The organism is Candidatus Nanopelagicales bacterium (assembly GCA_041393815.1).
In the GTDB taxonomy this organism is placed as follows: Bacteria; Actinomycetota; Actinomycetes; order S36-B12; family JAWKJK01; genus JAWKJK01.
Genome location: JAWKJK010000001.1, coordinates 1,177,788 through 1,195,000, shown reverse-complemented (window position 1 = coordinate 1,195,000; position 17,213 = coordinate 1,177,788). Strand labels below are relative to the sequence as shown.

The 17,213-nt window shown below is 75.0% G+C and carries 12 protein-coding genes (1 of these 12 only partly in view); 2 read left to right on the top strand and 10 right to left on the bottom strand.

Annotated elements, in window-relative coordinates:
- The 10 genes from tyrS to R2737_05430 form a co-directional block, all read right to left on the bottom strand.
- Positions 1-1,018, bottom strand: the 5' portion of a protein-coding gene (gene tyrS, locus R2737_05475) for a tyrosine--tRNA ligase (GenBank protein ID MEZ5115705.1). 287 nt of this gene lie to the left of the window's left edge; the window shows 1,018 of its 1,305 coding nt (coding positions 1-1,018); it begins with the start codon at positions 1,016-1,018; the stop codon falls past the left edge of the window.
- 100 nt (positions 1,019-1,118) lie between these two features.
- Complete coding sequence (locus R2737_05470) at positions 1,119-1,736, bottom strand: DNA-3-methyladenine glycosylase (protein ID MEZ5115704.1); 618 nt, start codon at positions 1,734-1,736, stop codon at positions 1,119-1,121.
- Between the two features lie 4 nt (positions 1,737-1,740).
- Positions 1,741-3,219: an argininosuccinate lyase gene (gene argH, locus R2737_05465; GenBank protein ID MEZ5115703.1), complete on the bottom strand. Its 1,479-nt coding sequence runs from the start codon at positions 3,217-3,219 to the stop codon at positions 1,741-1,743.
- Entirely contained in the window at positions 3,212-4,420 is a 1,209-nt protein-coding gene (locus R2737_05460; GenBank protein ID MEZ5115702.1) for an argininosuccinate synthase, read from the bottom strand. Before R2737_05460 ends, argH begins: the two co-directional genes overlap by 8 nt.
- A gap of 94 nt (positions 4,421-4,514) precedes the next feature.
- On the bottom strand, positions 4,515-5,036 hold the full coding sequence (locus R2737_05455; protein MEZ5115701.1) for an arginine repressor: 522 nt from the start codon (positions 5,034-5,036) through the stop codon (positions 4,515-4,517).
- A complete protein-coding gene (locus R2737_05450; GenBank protein MEZ5115700.1) occupies positions 5,033-6,259 on the bottom strand; it encodes an acetylornithine transaminase in 1,227 nt (408 codons plus the stop codon). Before R2737_05450 ends, R2737_05455 begins: the two co-directional genes overlap by 4 nt.
- The gene (gene argB, locus R2737_05445; protein MEZ5115699.1) at positions 6,256-7,164 is read right to left on the bottom strand and encodes an acetylglutamate kinase; all 909 of its coding nucleotides are present in this window, start codon (positions 7,162-7,164) and stop codon (positions 6,256-6,258) included. The genes R2737_05450 and argB overlap by 4 nt, the downstream gene beginning before the upstream one ends.
- 17 nt (positions 7,165-7,181) lie before the next feature.
- A complete protein-coding gene (argJ, locus tag R2737_05440) occupies positions 7,182-8,333 on the bottom strand; it encodes a bifunctional glutamate N-acetyltransferase/amino-acid acetyltransferase ArgJ (GenBank protein ID MEZ5115698.1) in 1,152 nt (383 codons plus the stop codon).
- Positions 8,330-9,361, bottom strand: a complete 1,032-nt coding sequence (gene argC / locus R2737_05435) for an N-acetyl-gamma-glutamyl-phosphate reductase (GenBank protein MEZ5115697.1) — start codon at positions 9,359-9,361, stop codon at positions 8,330-8,332. The genes argJ and argC overlap by 4 nt, the downstream gene beginning before the upstream one ends.
- Positions 9,362-9,372: 11 nt before the next feature.
- Positions 9,373-12,285: a BTAD domain-containing putative transcriptional regulator gene (locus R2737_05430; GenBank protein MEZ5115696.1), complete on the bottom strand. Its 2,913-nt coding sequence runs from the start codon at positions 12,283-12,285 to the stop codon at positions 9,373-9,375.
- A 169-nt stretch (positions 12,286-12,454) separates the two neighbouring features.
- Between R2737_05430 and R2737_05425 the strand changes: the two genes are divergently transcribed.
- Positions 12,455-13,135 carry a hemerythrin domain-containing protein gene (locus R2737_05425; GenBank protein ID MEZ5115695.1) on the top strand — a complete coding sequence of 227 codons (681 nt, stop codon included), beginning with the start codon at positions 12,455-12,457 and terminating at the stop codon, positions 13,133-13,135.
- A 120-nt stretch (positions 13,136-13,255) separates the two neighbouring features.
- Positions 13,256-17,167, top strand: a complete 3,912-nt coding sequence (locus R2737_05420) for an Ig-like domain-containing protein (GenBank protein MEZ5115694.1) — start codon at positions 13,256-13,258, stop codon at positions 17,165-17,167.
- Positions 17,168-17,213: the final 46 nt, after the last annotated feature.

The following is a 17,213-nucleotide window of genomic DNA, read 5'->3' as shown; positions in this document are numbered from 1 at the left end:
GCAACGCATCGGTGAGCGTGGCCTCGTCCAGCTCGGCGAGGTCGCCCTGACCGAACAGGGCCCGGGCCGCCGCGATCGCGGCGCTGCACTGGTCGGCTCCGTGCACGAGCGTGGTGAGCTCCTCGGCCAGGGCCCGCTGGGCCTCCCGGGCCGCCGGCCGCTCCTGCACCGCCCGCTCGAGGGCCTCGATCTCGTCGTGGCCACGGAAGCTGAAGGTCCGCAGCAGGCCGCTCACGTCCCGGTCGTCGGAGTTGACCCAGAACTGGTAGAACGCGTACGGGGACGTCAGCTGCGGGTCCAGCCAGACCGTGCCGCTCTCGGTCTTGCCGAACTTGGTCCCGTCGGCCTTCGTCATCAGCGGCGTCGTCAGCGCGTGCACGGAGGCACCGTCCATCCGGCGCACCAGGTCCACGCCCGCGGTGATGTTGCCCCACTGGTCGGACCCGCCGGTCTGCAGCGTGCAGCCGTACCGGCGGTGCAGCTGGACGTAGTCGTGCGACTGCAGCAGCTGGTAGCTGAACTCGGTGAAGGAGATGCCGCCGCCGGCCAGCCGGGCAGCGACCGCCTCCCGGTCCAGCATCCGGTTGACGCTGAAGTGCTTGCCGACGTCGCGCAGGAACTCGATCACGCCGACCGGCTCGGTCCAGTCGTAGTTGTTGACCATCACCGCCGCGTTGTCGCCCTCGAAGTCGAAGAACCGCTCGAGCTGGCCGCGGATCCGCGCCACCCAGCCCTCGACGACGTCGGTGGCGTTGAGGGTGCGCTCCCCGGTCTCCTTCGGGTCGCCGATGAGCCCGGTGGCACCGCCGACCAGTGCCAGTGGGCGGTGTCCCGCCTGCTGGAACCGGCGCACGGTGAGGATCTGGACCAGGTTGCCCAGGTGCAGGCTCGGGGCGGTCGGGTCGAACCCGCAGTACAGGGTGAGGGGACCAGCATCCAGGTCGGCGGCGAGGGCGTCGATGTCGGTGCTCTGCGCGACCAGGCCGCGCCACCGCAGGTCGTCGAGGAGGGCGTTCACGAGCGCACATCCTCCCGTACGGCGAGTACCCCGCCGTCAGCGGCGTGCTGGGTCAGTGGTGGGTCAGTGCTGGGTCAGTGCTGGGTCAGTGCCCCGCCCGTCAGCGGCGCGGCCGCTGCGACGCCGGCCGGTAGGCGCTGACCGTCGGCTCGTCGGCCAGCCAGTACCGCCACGGGGTGGTCGCGCCGCCGCGTACCCCGACCCGCGGCCCGGTCCGGACCCGCGCGGCGGCCGGCGGCGCGCCCACGGCCAGGGTCAGCGGTCCGTCGCCCAGCAGGTCAGCCCCGTCCAGGTCCGCCGTCACTCCGAGGGCCGCCGCGAGCCGGGCCGGCCCGCGGGCCAGGTCCCGGTCGGTCCGCGCGGCCGGCCGACGCCGCCGGGCGGCGTCGACCCCCCGGACCACCTCGCCCGCGCGCACCAGGACGGCGGCGGCGTCCCCCTCGGTCCCGGTGACGACGTTAAGGCACCAGTGCATGCCGTACGTGAAGTAGACGTACGCGTGTCCCGGGTGTCCGAACATGGCCGCGTTGCGGCGGGTCCGGCCCCGGTGCGCGTGCGACGCCGGGTCGCCGCCCACTCCGGCGTACGCCTCCACCTCGGTGATGCGCACCGCCACCGGGTCGCCGCCGACCCGCGACTCGAGCACGGCGCCGAGCAGGCGCGGTGCCACCTCGTGCGCCGCACCGGCCAGCAGCCGACGGGCGGCGGCGCGGGACACGCCGCTAGGAGCGCAGCCCGGGCACGGGCTGCGTGGCGGCCCAGTCACCGGCCTGGCGCACGACGACCGCGACGTCGGCGAGCTGCTCGCGGACGCGCTGCGGCGCGGTCCCGCCGTAGCCGGCGCGCGAGTCCAGCGCCCCGCGCACGGTGAGGACGCCCCTGACCTCGCGGGTCAGGTGGTCGGAGACCTCCAGCAGGTCCTCGTCGGACAGGTCCCACAGCTCGACGCCGCGCGACTCCGCGCGGCGCACGCAGGCGCCGGCGACCTCGTGCGCCTCGCGGAACGGCACGCCCCGGCGGACCAGCCACTCCGCGATGTCGGTGGCCAGCGCGTAGCCCTCCGGCGCCGCGGCCTCCATCCGGTCCACGTCGAACTGCAGGGTCGCGACCATCCCGGTCACGGCAGGCAGCACCAGCAGCAGCTGCTCGACGGCGTCGAAGACCGGCTCCTTGTCCTCCTGCAGGTCCCGGTTGTAGGCGTACGGCAGGCCCTTCAACGTCGCCAGCAGCCCGGTGAGGTCGCCGATCAGGCGCCCGGACTTGCCCCGGACCAGCTCGGCGATGTCGGGGTTCTTCTTCTGCGGCATGATCGACGAACCCGTGGCCCAGGCGTCGTCGAGGCGGGCCCAGCGGAACTCGCGCGAGGTCCACAGCACGACCTCCTCACCCAGCCGGGAGAGGTGGACGCCGATCATCGCCGCGACGAAGAGGAACTCCGCGACCCAGTCGCGGTCGCTCACCGCGTCGATGGAGTTGGCCAGCGCCCCGCGGAACCCGAGCTCGGCGGCGACCGCCAGCGGGTCCAGGCCGAGGCTGGAGCCGGCCAGTGCGCCGGCACCCAGCGGCGACAGCGCGGCCCTGTCGTCCCAGTCCATCAGCCGGTCGAGGTCGCGCGCGAGGGCGTGCACGTGCTTGGCGAGCTCGTGCCCGAACGAGACCGGCTGCGCGTGCTGCAGGTGGGTGAAGCCCGGCGCCGCGGTGTCCACGTGCCGCTCGGCCTGCTCCAGCAGGGCACCCTGCAGTGCCACGACCTCCGCGGCGATCGCTCGCGCCCGGTCACGCAGGTACAGCCGGAAGTCGGTGGCCACCTGGTCGTTGCGGCTGCGCCCGGCACGCAGCTTGCCGCCGAGCGGGCCGAGCCGCTCCAGCAGCCCGCGCTCCACGGCGGTGTGGACGTCCTCGTCCTGCTCGGTCGGCAGGAACGCACCGGACGCAACGTCCGCGGCCAGCCCGTCCAGCGCCGCCAGCACCTCGGCCAGCTCGTCGTCGTCGAGCAGGCCGGCGCGGTGCAGGACCCCCGCGTGCGCGCGGGTCTGCAGGATGTCGTACGGCGCCAGCCGCCAGTCGAAGTGGACCGACAGCGACAGCGCCGCGAGCGCGTCGGACGGCCCGCCCTCGAACCGGCCGCCCCACAGCCGGGTCGGCCCGCCGGACTCCCCCGGCCCGGCCGGCCGCTCGCCCGCGGGCACCGCGTCAGGCACCGGACGACCGGCGCTGGTCGCGCGCCGACGCCATCGTGCTGGGAAGTCCCCACAGCTGGACGAATCCCTTGGCCAGCGACTGGTCGAAGGTGTCGCCGGTGTCGTACGTGGCCAGGTGGTAGTCGTACAGCGAGTCCTCGCTGCGGCGTCCGGTCACCACCGCGCGACCGCCGTGCAGAGTCATCCGGATGTCACCGGAGATCGTGGCGTTGACGTCGTCGAGGAAGCCGTCCAACGCTCGCTTGAGCGGGCTGAACCACAGGCCGTCGTAGACCAGCTCGCTCCACCGCTGCGACACGCCCCGGGTGAAGCGGGCCAGGTCGCGCTCGGTGGTGACGTTCATCAGCTCCTCGTGCGCGGTCAGCAGCGCGATGGCGCCGGGGGCCTCGTAGACCTCGCGGCTCTTGATGCCGACCAGGCGGTCCTCGACCATGTCGAGCCGGCCGACCCCCTGCGCACCGGCGCGACGGTTCAGCTCCTGGATCGCCTGCAGCATCGTGACCGGGTGACCGTCGATGGCCACCGGACGGCCCTGGTCGAAGGTGATGACGACCTCGTCCGGCTCGCGCGGGACGGTCGGGTCCGAGGTGTAGGAGTAGACGTCCTCGATCGGCCCGTTCCACACGTCCTCGAGGAACCCGGTCTCGACCGCGCGGCCCCACACGTTCTGGTCGATGGAGTACGGGGACTTCTTGGTGACGTCGATGGGCAGGTCGTCGCGCTCGGCGAACTCGATCGCCTTGTCCCGCGTCATGGCCAGGTCGCGCACCGGGGCCAGGCACTTCATGTCGGGGGCCAGGTTGTTGATGCCCACCTCGAACCGCACCTGGTCGTTGCCCTTGCCGGTGCAGCCGTGGGCGACCGTCGTCGCGCCGAACTTGCGGGCGGCGTGCACCAGGTGCTTGACGATCACCGGCCGCGACAGCGCCGAGACCAGCGGGTACCGGTCCATGTAGAGGGCGTTGGCCTTCAGGGCCGGGAGGCAGTAGTCGTCGGCGAACTCGTCCTTGACGTCCATCACCTCGGACTCGACCGCACCGCACGCGAGGGCGCGCTTGCGGATGACCTCCATGTCCTCGCCGCCCTGGCCGACGTCCGCCGCCACGGCGATCACCTCGGCCCCGGTCTGCTCGGCGATCCAGCCGATGGCGACGGAGGTGTCCAGTCCTCCGGAGTAGGCGAGGACGACGCGCTCGGTCACTGTTCTTCTCCCTGCTCGGCACCCCGGCCGGGGTGCGGTGGTCTGTGGTCAGTCTTCCCTTGCTGCGGTACGGGGTCTGCGGCGGGTCCCGGGCTCAGCCCGGGCTGCGTCGTCGGGCGTCGACGATCTCCAGCAGGGCGGCAGCGACCTCGGCGCCGCCGTCCGGGTCGCGGGTCACCATGAAGATCGTGTCGTCCCCGGCGACGGTGCCGATGACCGTCGGCAGCACCGCGTGGTCGATCGCGGAGGCCAGGAACTGCGCGGCGCCGGGCGGGGTGCGGACCACCACGATGTTGGCCGAGTGGTCCACCGTCACCAGCAGCTCCTCGGCCAGCCGGGCCAGCCGCACGCCGCTGGCGGCGTCGAGGTCGACCGGCCGGGGAGTGGGGTCCCCGCCGTCCTCGGGAACCGCGTAGACCAGCTCGCCGTCGGGTCCGACGACCTTGACCGCGCGCAGGTCGTCCAGGTCGCGGGACAGCGTCGCCTGGGTCACGACGAAGCCGTCCTCGGCGAGCAGCTCGCCGAGCTCGGCCTGCGAGCGCACCGCCTCCTGGGCCAGCAGCTCGACGATGCGCATGTGCCGGGCCGCCTTGGTACGGGGGGACCGCAACGTCACGCACCCCCCTCGGCCGCGGCCAGGATCCCCGGCAGCGCGGCCACGAACGCATCCGCGTCCGCGTCCGAGAGCACCAGCGGCGGCGCCAGCCGGACCGCGTCCGGCTGAACGGCGTTGACCAGGAAGCCGGCCTCGCGGGCCGCGGCCTCGACGGCGGGGGCCTTCGGCTCGCTGAGGACCAGCGCCCGCCACAGGCCGACGCCGCGCTGGCCGGCGAGCAGCGGGTGGTCCACCGCGGCGAGCTCCTGCGCCCACCGGTCGCCCAGCGTGCGCACGTGCTCGAGCAGGCCCTCGGACTCGACGGTGTCGATGACCGCGTGCGCCGCGGCGCAGGACAGCGGGTTGCCGCCGAACGTGGTGCCGTGGTCGCCGGGGCGGAACAGGTCCCCCGCCGACCCGACCCCGATGCAGGCGCCGAGCGGGAGCCCGCCGGCCAGGCCCTTGGCCAGCGTCAGGACGTCGGGCACGACGCCCTGGTCGGTGCTGGCGAACCAGGCACCCGTCCGGCCGATGCCCGACTGCACCTCGTCGACGACCATGAGCGCGCCGCTCTCGTCGCAGATCTCGCGCACCTGCTCGAGGTATCCCGCGGGTGGGGGAACCACGCCGCCTTCGCCCTGGACCGGCTCGACGAAGACCGCGGCCGTCTGCGGCCCGACCGCGGCCCGCAGCGCGTCGGCGTCGCCGTACGGCACGAACGTGACCGGGCCGGGCAGCGGCGCGAACGGCTCCCGCTTGGGCGGGTTGCCGGTGACCGACAGCGCGCCCATCGTCCGGCCGTGGAAGCCGCCGTGCATGGCGACGATCTCCAGCCGGCCGCCGTCAGGGTCGAGGGTGCGGCCGTGCCGTCGCGCCAGCTTGTAGGCCGCCTCGTTGGCCGTCGCACCGTCCTGGCTGAAGAAGACCCGGCCCTCGGCGCCCAGCAGTCCCAGCAGCCGCTCGGCGAGGGACACGCCCACCTCGTGCACGTACAGGTTGCTGGTGTGCACCAGCCGGGTCGCCTGCTCGGCGACGGCAGCCGCGACCGCCGGGTGGGCGTGGCCGAGCGTGGACACCGCGATGCCCGCCACCAGGTCGACGTACTCCCGGCCGTCGGCGTCCCACACCTGCGTCCCGGAGCCGTGCGTCAGGGCCAGCGGCGGCACGCCGTAGTTGGCCATCATCACCGCGGCCCAGCGGTCCCGCAGCGCCGTCGTCGCCGGGCCGGCCCCTGCGGCGGTCATGCGTCCACCGCCCCGTCGGGCAGCACCATCGTGCCGACCCCCTCGTCGGTGAAGACCTCGACCAGCACCGAGTGGGCGACGCGTCCGTCGATGACGTGGGCGCGGGCGACCCCTCCGAGGACCGCCCGCAGGCAGGCCTCCATCTTCGGCGCCATGCCGCTCTCCAGCCGGGGCAGCAGCGCGGTCAGCTCGGTGGCGTGCAGGGTGCGGACGATCTCGTCGCTGTGCGGCCAGTCCGCGTACAGGCCGGGGACGTCGGTGAGCATGACCAGCTTCTGCGCGCCGACCGCGACCGCGAGCGCGGCGGCGGCGGTGTCCGCGTTGACGTTGTAGATCAGGCCGTCCTCGCCGACGCCGATGCTGGACACCACGGGGATGAGCCCGTCGTCGAGCAGGTCCTGCACGAAGTCCGGGCGTACCCGGATCACGTCGCCGACCTGGCCGACGTCCACCGGCAGGCCGTCGACGACGACGTGCCGGCGCTCGGCGGTGAACGTGTGCGCGTCCTCCCCGGACAGCCCGACCGCGTGCGGGCCGTGCGCGTTGATGAGGCCGACCACCTCGCGCTGGACCTGCCCCGTCAGCACCATCCGGACCACGTCCATGGCCTCCGGCGTGGTCACGCGCAGGCCGCCGCGGAACTCCGTCTCGACCCCCAGCCGGGCGAGCATGGACGTGATCTGCGGGCCGCCGCCGTGGACCACCACCGGCCGCAGCCCGGCCAGCCGCAGGAACACGACGTCCTCGGCGAACGCGCGCTTGAGGTCGTCGTCGACCATCGCGTTGCCGCCGTACTTCAGCACGACCGTCGCGCCGTGGAAGCGCTCCAGCCAGGGCAGCGCCTCGGCGAGGACGTGCGCCTTCTCCGCGGCTGCCGCCGGGTCGATCGTGCGCAGGGTGGGCATTCGCGGGTCCCGTCGGGTCAGGTGGAGTAGGCGGAGTTCTCGTGCACGTACGCCGCGGTGAGGTCGTTGGTCCACACCGTCGCGCTCTGGGTGCCGGCGTGCAGGTCGACCGTGATGGTCACCTCGCGCCCGGACATGTCGACCAGCGCCCGGTCCTCCCCCGGCGCACCCGCCCGGCACACCCACACGCCGTTGATGGCCACGTCCAGGGCGTCGGCGTCGAACGCGGCGTCGGTGGTGCCGACCGCGGACAGCACCCGGCCCCAGTTCGGGTCCTCGCCGTGGATCGCGCACTTGAGGAGGTTGCTGCGAGCCACCGCGCGGCCCGCCTCGACCGCGTCGTCCTCGCTGGTGGCGCCGACCACGTCGATCCGGATGTCCTTGCTCGCGCCCTCGGCGTCGCCGATGAGCATCCGCGCCAGCCGGCCGCACACCTCCTCGACGGCAGCCGCCAGGTCGTCGTACTGCGGCCGGACCCCCGATGCGCCGGACGCCAGCAGCAGCACGGTGTCGTTGGTCGACATGCAGCCGTCGGAGTCCACGCGGTCGAACGTCCGCCGGGTCGCGCCGCGCAGGATCGTGTCGAGGTCGTCGGGGTCCACGACCGCATCGGTGGTCAGGACCACGAGCATCGTCGCCAGGCCCGGCGCGAGCATCCCCGCGCCCTTGGCCATCCCGCCGACCACGAAGCCGTCCCCGGCGACGGTCACCTGCTTGCTCACGGTGTCGGTCGTCATGATGGCGACGGCCGCGTCGCCGCCACCGTCGGCGGACAGCGAGGCGGCGGCGGCGTCGACCCCGGGGAGCAGCAGCCCCATCGGCAGGCGCTCGCCGATCAGGCCGGTGGAGCAGACGGCGACCTCGATCGGGCCCACCCCGAGCAGGCCCGCGACGTGCTCGGCGGTGCGGTGGGTGTCGGCGAAGCCGTCCGGCCCGGTGCAGGCATTGGCACCGCCGGAGTTGAGGACGACCGCGTGCAGTTCGCCGGTGGTGATGCACTGCTGGGTCCACACGACCGGCGCCGCCTTGACCCGGTTGGTGGTGAACACCCCCGCGGCTGCCTGCAGCGGACCGTCGTTGACGACCAGCGCCACATCGGGTCGCCCCGACGCCTTGATGCCGGCGGTGACGCCCGCCGCCCGAAAGCCTTGTGCCGCAGTGACGCTCACGGGGCGACCCCCTCCGCGCTGAGGCCGGCCGTCTCGGCGAGGCCGAGCATGAGGTTGGCGTTCTGCACCGCCTGCCCGGCCGCGCCCTTGCCGAGGTTGTCGATCGCCACCACGACCACAGCGCGACCGGCGTGCCGGTCAGCCGCGACCTGCAGCTGCGCCGCGTTGCTGCCCACCGTGCTGGACGTGCGCGGCCAGGAGCCCTCGGCCAGCACGTGGACGAACGGCTCGGGGTCGTAGGCACCGTGCAGGGCCTCGTTCAGCAGCTCGGTCGTGACCCCCTCGGGCAGGGGGGCGGAGCAGGTCGCGAGGATGCCGCGCGGCATCGGCGCCAGCATCGGGGTGAAGGACAGCCGGACCTCGCTGCCGGCCGCCTCGGACAGGGTCTGCTCCATCTCCGGGGTGTGCTGGTGCGTGCCGCCAGCCTTGTACGCCGACATCGACCCCATCACCTCGGTGGCCAGCAGGGTGTCGCTGGGCTTGCGACCCGCACCGGACGTCCCCGAGGCGGCCACCACCACGACGTCGCGCGGCTCGACCAGCCCGGCCGCGAGCAGCGGGGCGAGCCCGAGCGCCACCGAGGTGGGGTAGCAGCCGGGGTTGGCCACCCGGGTGGACTCGGCCACCCGGGTCCGGGTGCCGGGCAGCTCGGGCAGGCCGTAGACCCAGGTGCCGGCGTGTCCGCTGCCGTAGAACGTCTCCCACGCCTGCGGGTCGGCCAGCCGGAAGTCGGCCCCGAGGTCGACGACCGGGAGGTCCTGCGGCAGCCGGGACACCAGCGCGGCGGACTCCCCGTGCGGGAGCGCCAGGAAGACCAGGTCGGCCTCGGCCAGCGCGTCGGCGTCGGCCGCGACCAGGGTGCGCCCGGCCAGCCCCGGCAGGTGCGGGTGCACGGCGGCGACCGGCTGGCCGGCCTTGCCGCCGGCGGCCACCGGCCCGACCTCGAGGTCGGGGTGGCCCAGCAGCAGCCGGAGGAGCTCGCCGCCGGCGTACCCGGAGGCGCCGGCGACCGCGACGGTGAGTCCCATGGGGCGGGAGACTATACGTATATACGCGTACTTGTCGCCCCGGGGGCCCCCGCGCGGCCCGGGGCGTCCGCGGTCATGGCCGCCACCATGGCGTCCCAGTCCCAGCCGCGACCGCGTGCCTCCGCAGCCGCCCGGCGGTCCGCGCCGACGCCCTCGGCGGCGACGGCGGCGTCCAGCAGGGCCTCCGCCAGCTGCATGCTGCGCGGATCCATCCGCTGCGGCGAGTACCCGATCCGGGAGCCCTGCTCGCCGGCCGCCGCCACCAGCGCCAGCCCGTCGTCCACCCGACCGGTGGCCGCCCAGGCCCCGGCCAGCGAGATCGCGCACGCGAGCACGGCGCTGCGGTCGTGCTCGGGGACCAGCCGCAGCGTCGCGCCGGCCAGCAGGGACGGCACCTCCGGTGCCCGGCCGGACATCAGCAGCAGGGTGCCGAGGATCCACTCCGAGGAGGACGCGCACCAGCGGTAGCCGCAGGCCTCCGCCGCGCGCGCGGCCGCCCGCAACGCCGACTCCGCGCCCGCGAGGTCCCCCGTGAGCGCGAGCGCGGGCCCCCGTACCTGGACGGCGTCGGCGGCCAGCCAGTCGACCGACCCGGCCAGGGCCAGGTCCTGCGCGGCTGCGGCGTCCGCCAGGGCGCCGGGTCCGTCGAGGTCGAGCACCCGGAAGTAGCCCCGCCGGGCGTGCGCCAGACCGCGCAGCCAGTCCGGGACCTCGGGTCCGGTCTCGGCCAGCCGCACCGCCCGGTCGATCTCCTCGCCCGACTCGGGCAGCCGCCCGTCCAGGTAGAGCAGCGCCGCGCGGGCCTCCCGGGCGCGCACCTCGTCCGCAGCCGGCGCGCCGGCCGCGAGTGGCGCGGCCGCCTCGAGCGCGCGGTCCAGCCAGCGCAGGCCCTCGGCCACGTGCCCGCGCCGGTACCAGAACCAGCCCAGTCGCCCGGCGACCCGCAGGGCCCGACGCGGATCGTGTGGCAGGTCGTGGGCGAGGGCCGCGCGCACGTTCCCGAGCTCCTGCTCGAACCGGACCAGCACCCGTCCGGCGTGCGGGCCACGCAGGTCGGCATCGGCGTCGGCGGTGAGCGCCTCCACCCAGGCGGCGTGCGCGGCCCGCACCTCATCCGGGTCCGGCCCGTCGTCACGGGTGCGGCAGTAGGCCCGCACCGTCTCCAGCAGGCGGAACCGGGTCGGGCTGACCGAGGTGTCGGCCAGCACCAGCGATCGGGTGACCAGCGTGGACAGGTCCAGCAGCGTGCGGTCGGGTTGCGCGGTCACCGCCTCGGCCGCGTCGAGGGGAAACCCGCCCTCGAACGGCCACAGCCGCAGCAGCAGGTCCCGCTCGGGCGCCGCCAGCGGGTCCACGCTCCAGGCGATCGCGTCCTCCAGGCTCGCGTGCCGCACCACGTCGGAGCGCGGCACGGCGCCCAGCACGTCGACCCGCTCGTCGAGCATCCTCAGCAGGTCGGCCAGGGACAGCACCCGGGCCCGCGAGGCGGCCAGCTCCACCGCCAGCGGCATGCCGTCCAGCCGGCGCACCAGCAGGTCGGCGGTGTGCAGGTCGGCGGCGTCCGGCTCCCAGCCCGGGCGCTGCGCCGCGACCCGGTCCAGCAGCAGGCGGACCGCGTCGGACCGGCTCGGGCCGGCACCGGGCAGGGCCGCGTCCACGGGCAGCGGCCCCAGCGGCAGCAGCGCCTCCCCGTCCACCCCGAGCGGCTCGCGGCTGGTCACCAGCACCCGCAGCCGGGGACACCCGGCGAGCAGCCGGGTCACCATCGCGGCCAGCGGCTCCACCAGGTGCTCGGCGTTGTCGACGACGAGCACCGCGGAGCCACCGGTCAGGGCGGAGCGCACCGCGGCGACCGGATCCTCGGACAGGGCCGCCTGCCCGGTGGCCTGGACCAGGCTGACACCCACCAGGTCGGCGTCCTGGACGTCGCCGGCGCGCAGCCACCACACCGTCTCCCGGCGGTCCCGGTCCGCCGACACCCACTCCAGCGCCAGCCGGGTCTTGCCCGCCCCGCCGGGGCCCACGACGGTCACCAGCCGCCGGTCGGCGGCCAGCAGCCGGTCCAGCTCGGCCAGCTCCGCCGAGCGTCCCACGAAGCTGGTGAGTGCGGTGGGCGGCGGCGGAGCCTCGCCGCCGCCGTCGGCCGCCCGGGGAACCTCGGGTGCGGAGGCGCTCGCCAACAGCGCCGGATCCTGGGCCAGGATCCGGCGCTCGAGGTCCTGCAGCGCCGGTCCGGGGTCGATCCCCAACCGGTCCGCCAGCAGCCGCCGGACCTGCCGCAGGCAGCCCAGGGCGTCCCCCTGTCGACCGTCCCGGTAGGTCGCCAGGGCCAGCAGCGCCCACCGGCGCTCCCGCAGGGGTGCGCGCTCGATCAGCGCCTCCGCCTCCGCCGCCACCGCGGCCGCCTCGCCCAGGGCCAGCCGGGCCTCGAGCAGGTCCTCCTCGGCCCCGGCGCGCAGGTCGGCCAACCGGGTCCGCTCGGACTCCCCCCGGCCCGGGAGGAGCTCGTCGTACGGGCGGCCACGCCACCGGCCCAGGGCGGTCCGGAACTCGTCCGCCGCGCCGCCGGCGTCTCCGGCCGCGAGCGTCACCCGGCCGCGCTCGACCTCGGCGGCGAACGCGTCGGCGTCGAGGGCCCCCTCCGCCACCCGCAGCCGGTAGCCGCCCGGCCCGTGTGACAGGTCACCGCGGTGCGGCCCCAGCGCCCGGCGCAGCCCGGAGACGTAGCCCTGGATCGAGGCCTGTGGCCGACCGGGCGGGTCCAGGTCCCACAGCTCGTCGACGAGGACCTCCACGGGCACCGCTCGGCCACGCGCCTCGAGCAGCACGCACAGCAGCCGTCGCGGCAGCGGACCCCCGAGATCGGCCTCGGCGCCGTCGACCTCCAGCCCGACCGGCCCGAGCACGCGGTAGCGCGCGGTCACGTCCCACCTCCGCGCCGGAGCGTACGTCCCGTCCGGCCGGTGCTCCCAGCGGCTTCCCAGGGTTCTCCAAGCCGGCGGCCCCACCCTCGCTCCCGATGCGCCCGCCGCCGGCGGGCACCGATCCAAGATGCGCCCGCCGCCGGCGGGCCCCGACCCAGAGGAGCCCCCCATGACCGCACCGACCGACACCGCCGCCCGCCCCGACACCCACGACATGGTCGTGGTGCACCGGGTGTTCCGGCGCGAGCTGCGGCTGCTGCCCGACCTCGTCCGCGCCGTGCCCTCGTCCGATGCCGCGCGCGTCGGACTGGTCGCCGACACCGCCGACTTCGTCCTGAACCTGCTGCACCACCACCACGAGGGCGAGGACGACCTGGTGTGGCCGCTGCTGCACCAGCGTGCCCCCCTGCACGACGACCTGGTCACCACCATGGAGCACCAGCACCAGGCGGTGAACGGGCTGCTCACCACCGCGCTGACCCTGGTCCAGGACTGGCGCATCGCCCCCGACGGCCCGGCCCGCGCCGTGCTGGCCGACACCCTGGACCGGCTGCGGACGGCACTGCTGGAGCACCTCGACCTCGAGGAGTCCCGGGTGCTGCCGCTCGTCGAGGAGCACCTGAGCGTCGCGGAGTGGGAGGCCGTGGGGCGCAACGGCGCCGCCGGCATCCCGCCCCAGCAGCTCACCCTCGCCCTCGGCCTGATCCTCGAGGACGCCGACGCCGCCGAGACCGAGGCGATGCTCGCGGGGATGCCGCTGGAGGTCCGGCTGATGTGGCGGTCGACGGGCCACGAGGACTACGCCGCCCACGTCGCCCGGCTGCGCGCCACGACCGAGCCCGCTGCCTGACCCGTCGCGCGTCGCGGCTCGCCCCGCGCCCGCCTCACCCCTGGAGACGACACCGTGCGCACACCATCACACCCCCGTCGACACCACCCCCGTCGACGGGCCTGCGTCCGGGTCAGAGCCGTGGCGATCGCCGCCGCCCTGGCCGGCCTCGCCCCTCTGCTCGGCCTGCCGGCGGGACCCGCCTCGGCGCAGACCCCGGACGTGCCGCCACCCGAGGGCGGCGGGACCACGCTCCCGGTGCCGTTCGTGCCCTCTCCCGAGGGGTTCGAGTGGGCACTGGACTCCCGCTACCGCACCGACGTGTGGAACGAGCTGAACGAGCCGCCGCGGTTCGACGGTCCGCCCGAGACCTACGACCCGGCGTACGTGCACCCCGACGGATGGTGGGCGACCCTGCGCGGCTGCGCGGACGCCGAGGACGACGCCGCCCAGCGGGCCGGCGCCCCCACCCGGCTCACCTACGCCTGGGACATCGGCGGCGTGGAGGTGTCGGGACGCAGCTGCGAGGTGCGCCACCTGTTCCCCGAGCAGGCGACGTACCCCGTCACCCTGACGGTCACCGACGCCGACGGCGCCGTCGTGGGCTCGTTCGAGCAGCCGGTCACCGTGCGGGACCTGCTCATCGTGTCCCTCGGCGACTCCTACGGGTCCGGGGAGAGCGCGCCGGACGTGCCCCAGGTGGTCGGCCCCGCCGGGGACGCCGTGCGCGGCGCCGACTGGCTGGACGAGCGCTGCCATCGCTCCGCCAACGCGGGCTCCTACCAGGCGGCCCGTCGGCTGGAGTCGCTGGACCCGCACACGTCCGTCACCTTCCTGTCCTTCGCCTGCTCCGGCGCCACGCTGGTCACCGCATGGGACGCGTCGTCGGACTTCCTCGACCCGTACGGCCCGACCAAGCCGGGGACGAGCGCCGGGACCGGCATTACCGGCCCGTACCTGGGCGTGGAGCCACCCGCGGGCGCGCAGCCGCTGGCGTCCCAGGTGGACCAGATGGTGTCGGCGGTCGGCGACCGCCCGGTCGACGCCCTCGTGGTGTCCGGTGGAGGGAACGACGCGGGCTTCAGCCTCATCGCCGCCACCTGCGTGCTGGCCGCGGACTGCGAGCATGCGTACGTGGGCGACGACTCGTCGCCCACGTCGCTGCAGGCGCGCTTCCAGGCCGACCTCGACAACATCGACCGGGGCTACGACCGGCTCTCCCAGCAGCTCCAGGCGGCGACCGACGCGCACGGCCTGGACGTGCGCGGCGTCTACCTCACGGAGTACCCGGACTCCACCCGCCGGACGGCCGACGGGCAGCTGTGCCCGTCGATGCTCGAGGACGTCATCAACACCGGCCCGTTGCTGCACGCGCTCGCGTACGCCGTCAGCGGAGGGCTGCTCAACGTGCTGCTGGCGGGCGTCACCGAGCCGCTGATGATGGACGGCGACGAGGTCCGCTGGGCCGCGGAGACGGTGCTTCCCAGCATCAACGGCCGGGTTCAGCGCGCCGCCGACAAGCACGGCTGGCGCTACGTCGACGGGATCGCGAAGGCGTTCTGGGGTCACGGCTACTGCGTCACCGAACACGGCTACATGCGCCGCGCCGAGGACTCCACCCGGGTCCAGGGGCCGATCGGTCCGCTGGAGTTCGCGGGGGTCAACAAGGACACCACGGGCACGCTGCACCCGAACGCCGACGGGCACGCGATGTACGCCACCCGGATCGTGTCGAACCTGTGGCCACTGCTCGCCGTCGACCAGGCGCGTCCCGACGCGCCGACCGTCACGGTCGACACCTCGGACTTCCGCTACGGCGACGACGGATGGGTCCTGGAGCAGCCTTGGCTGACGGTGCGTGCGACCTCGAGCACCCCGCCGGGCCGCACCTACCTGGACAACGGCCTGGGCCGGGTCGCGTTCACGATCGACGGGGCCGACGGTTGCGCGGCCGCGTCGAGCTGTCAGGGGACGCGCCAGCTCGACCCGCGGACCTACGAGTGGCACGTGGTCCTGCCCCAGGGCGTGCACACCCTGGAGTTCACCGCCACCGACTGGTACGGGGTGTCGGCCTCGCAGCGGTTCGAGGTGCGGGTCGACACCGCTCCGGCCCCGCGACCGGCCGTCGAGGTCGTGGCCGGGCAGCGCGGCGGCACGCTGTGGTACGACGGCCCGGTCACCGTCCGCGTCGACCGGCCGGCCGCGCCGGACGGCAGTGCCGGCGGCCTCCAGGTGATGGTCGACGGCCAGCCGCGCACGGTCGCGCCGGGCGACGAGATCGTCCTGTCCGGCGACGGCGACCACGACGTGTCCGCACGCGCGGTGAACCCGTCCGGGCGCAGCGGCCCGCTGGCCTACCGGGAGGTGCGGATCGGCCGCCCGGACCTGATCACCGTGGGCGGACCGGACGGGGTGTACCGGATGAACGCCGACGGCACCCGGCGTCGCCTGGTGACCTCGACGCTGGTCGACCCCGACCCCACCTGGTCACCGGACGGGAACCGGGTCGCGTACTTCGACCGCGGCTACCTGTGGACCGCGGACGCCGACGGGTCGGACCCGCAGCGGCATGGCCCCGCCGGCGTCGCACGCGAGGGCCTGACCTGGTCCCCGGACGGGCGGTACCTGGCATCCCGCTGGCGCCCCCGCGCCGGCGAGAGCGACGTCCCGCTGGTGGCGTACGACCTCGACACCGGTGTGGAGACGACACTGCACCCGTCGGGGATGGACCCCGACTGGTCACCCGACGGGTCCCGCATCGCCTTCTCCTATGGCGACGCCGCGGGCCAGTACGTCGCCACTGTCGCTCCCGACGGCGCGGACGTGGTCCGGCTGACCGACGGCGCTCGGACCGCCCGGTTCCCGGCCTGGTCCCCCGACGGGACGCGGATCGCGTACGTGGCGTGGGACCCGCTGGACGAGACCGCCCCGCGCGACCTGGTCGTGATGGGGGCCGACGGGACGGGGCCGCGCGTGGTGGCCCGCGGTGCCCTTCTGGACCACCCGTCGTGGTCCGCGGACGGAGCCCGGCTGGCCTACAGCACCACCGAGACGGACTCCTCGGCCCTGCGCACCGTCGGACCCGACGGCTCGGACCCGCGGGTGCTGCTGCGGACCCGTGGCCCGTGGTTCGACCTGGATCCGGAGTACCTGCCCCCCGCCGTCCCGGTCGCCCCGGCCAACGCCGGCCCGACGGCGCTGGACGACGCGTTCGACGCGGTCGAGGACCAGGCCCTGGACGTCCCCGCGCCGGGGGTCCTGGCCAACGACTCCGACCCCGACGGCGACCCCCTCACCGTCGGGCTCGTCACCGGGCCGGACCGCGGAGAGCTGACGCTGGCGCCGGACGGAGGCCTGACGTACGTGCCGGCGCCGAACGACCACGGGGACGTGACGTTCACCTACCGGGTGACCGACGGGACGAACCCGCCGACCACGGCCGAGGTGACCGTGCGGCTGGCCTCGGTCAACGACGCCCCGACGGCCGCGGACGACGTGGCCCGGTCCGACTCCGGGGCTCCGGTCGACGTGGACGTGCTGGCCAACGACGGCGACGTCGACGGGGACGCCCTCACCGCGGTGATCCTCACCGAACCCGCACACGGGAGCGCAGCGATCGTCGACGGGGTGCTGCGCTACACGCCGCAGCCGGGCTTCGCCGGCGACGACGTGGTGTCGTACGCCGCCGACGACGGGGAGCTGCGGTCCTCCCCCGCGAATGTCACCGTGACGGTGACCGCGGCTCCGCCCGCGGAGCCGGAGTGCACCGTGACAGGAACCTCGGGGAACGACCTCCTGGTGGGAACCCCGGGACGCGACGTCGTGTGCGGACTCGCGGGCGACGACGTGCTGGTCGGGCTGGGCGGTGACGACGTCCTGCGCGGCGGGGGCGGCAACGACCTGCTGTGGGGCGGGGCCGGCGCCGACCTGCTCGACGGCGGCGCGGGGGTCGACCGGGCCGTCTTCGCGACCTCGGCGGACACGCTGGTCTCCGTGGAGCGGCGGATCCTGTCCCTGCCGTGGGCGGCGAGGCGGCTGCTGTCCGACCGCTGACGACCACGGACGCCCCGTCCGGCTCGGCCCTCGACGGTCGGCCGGA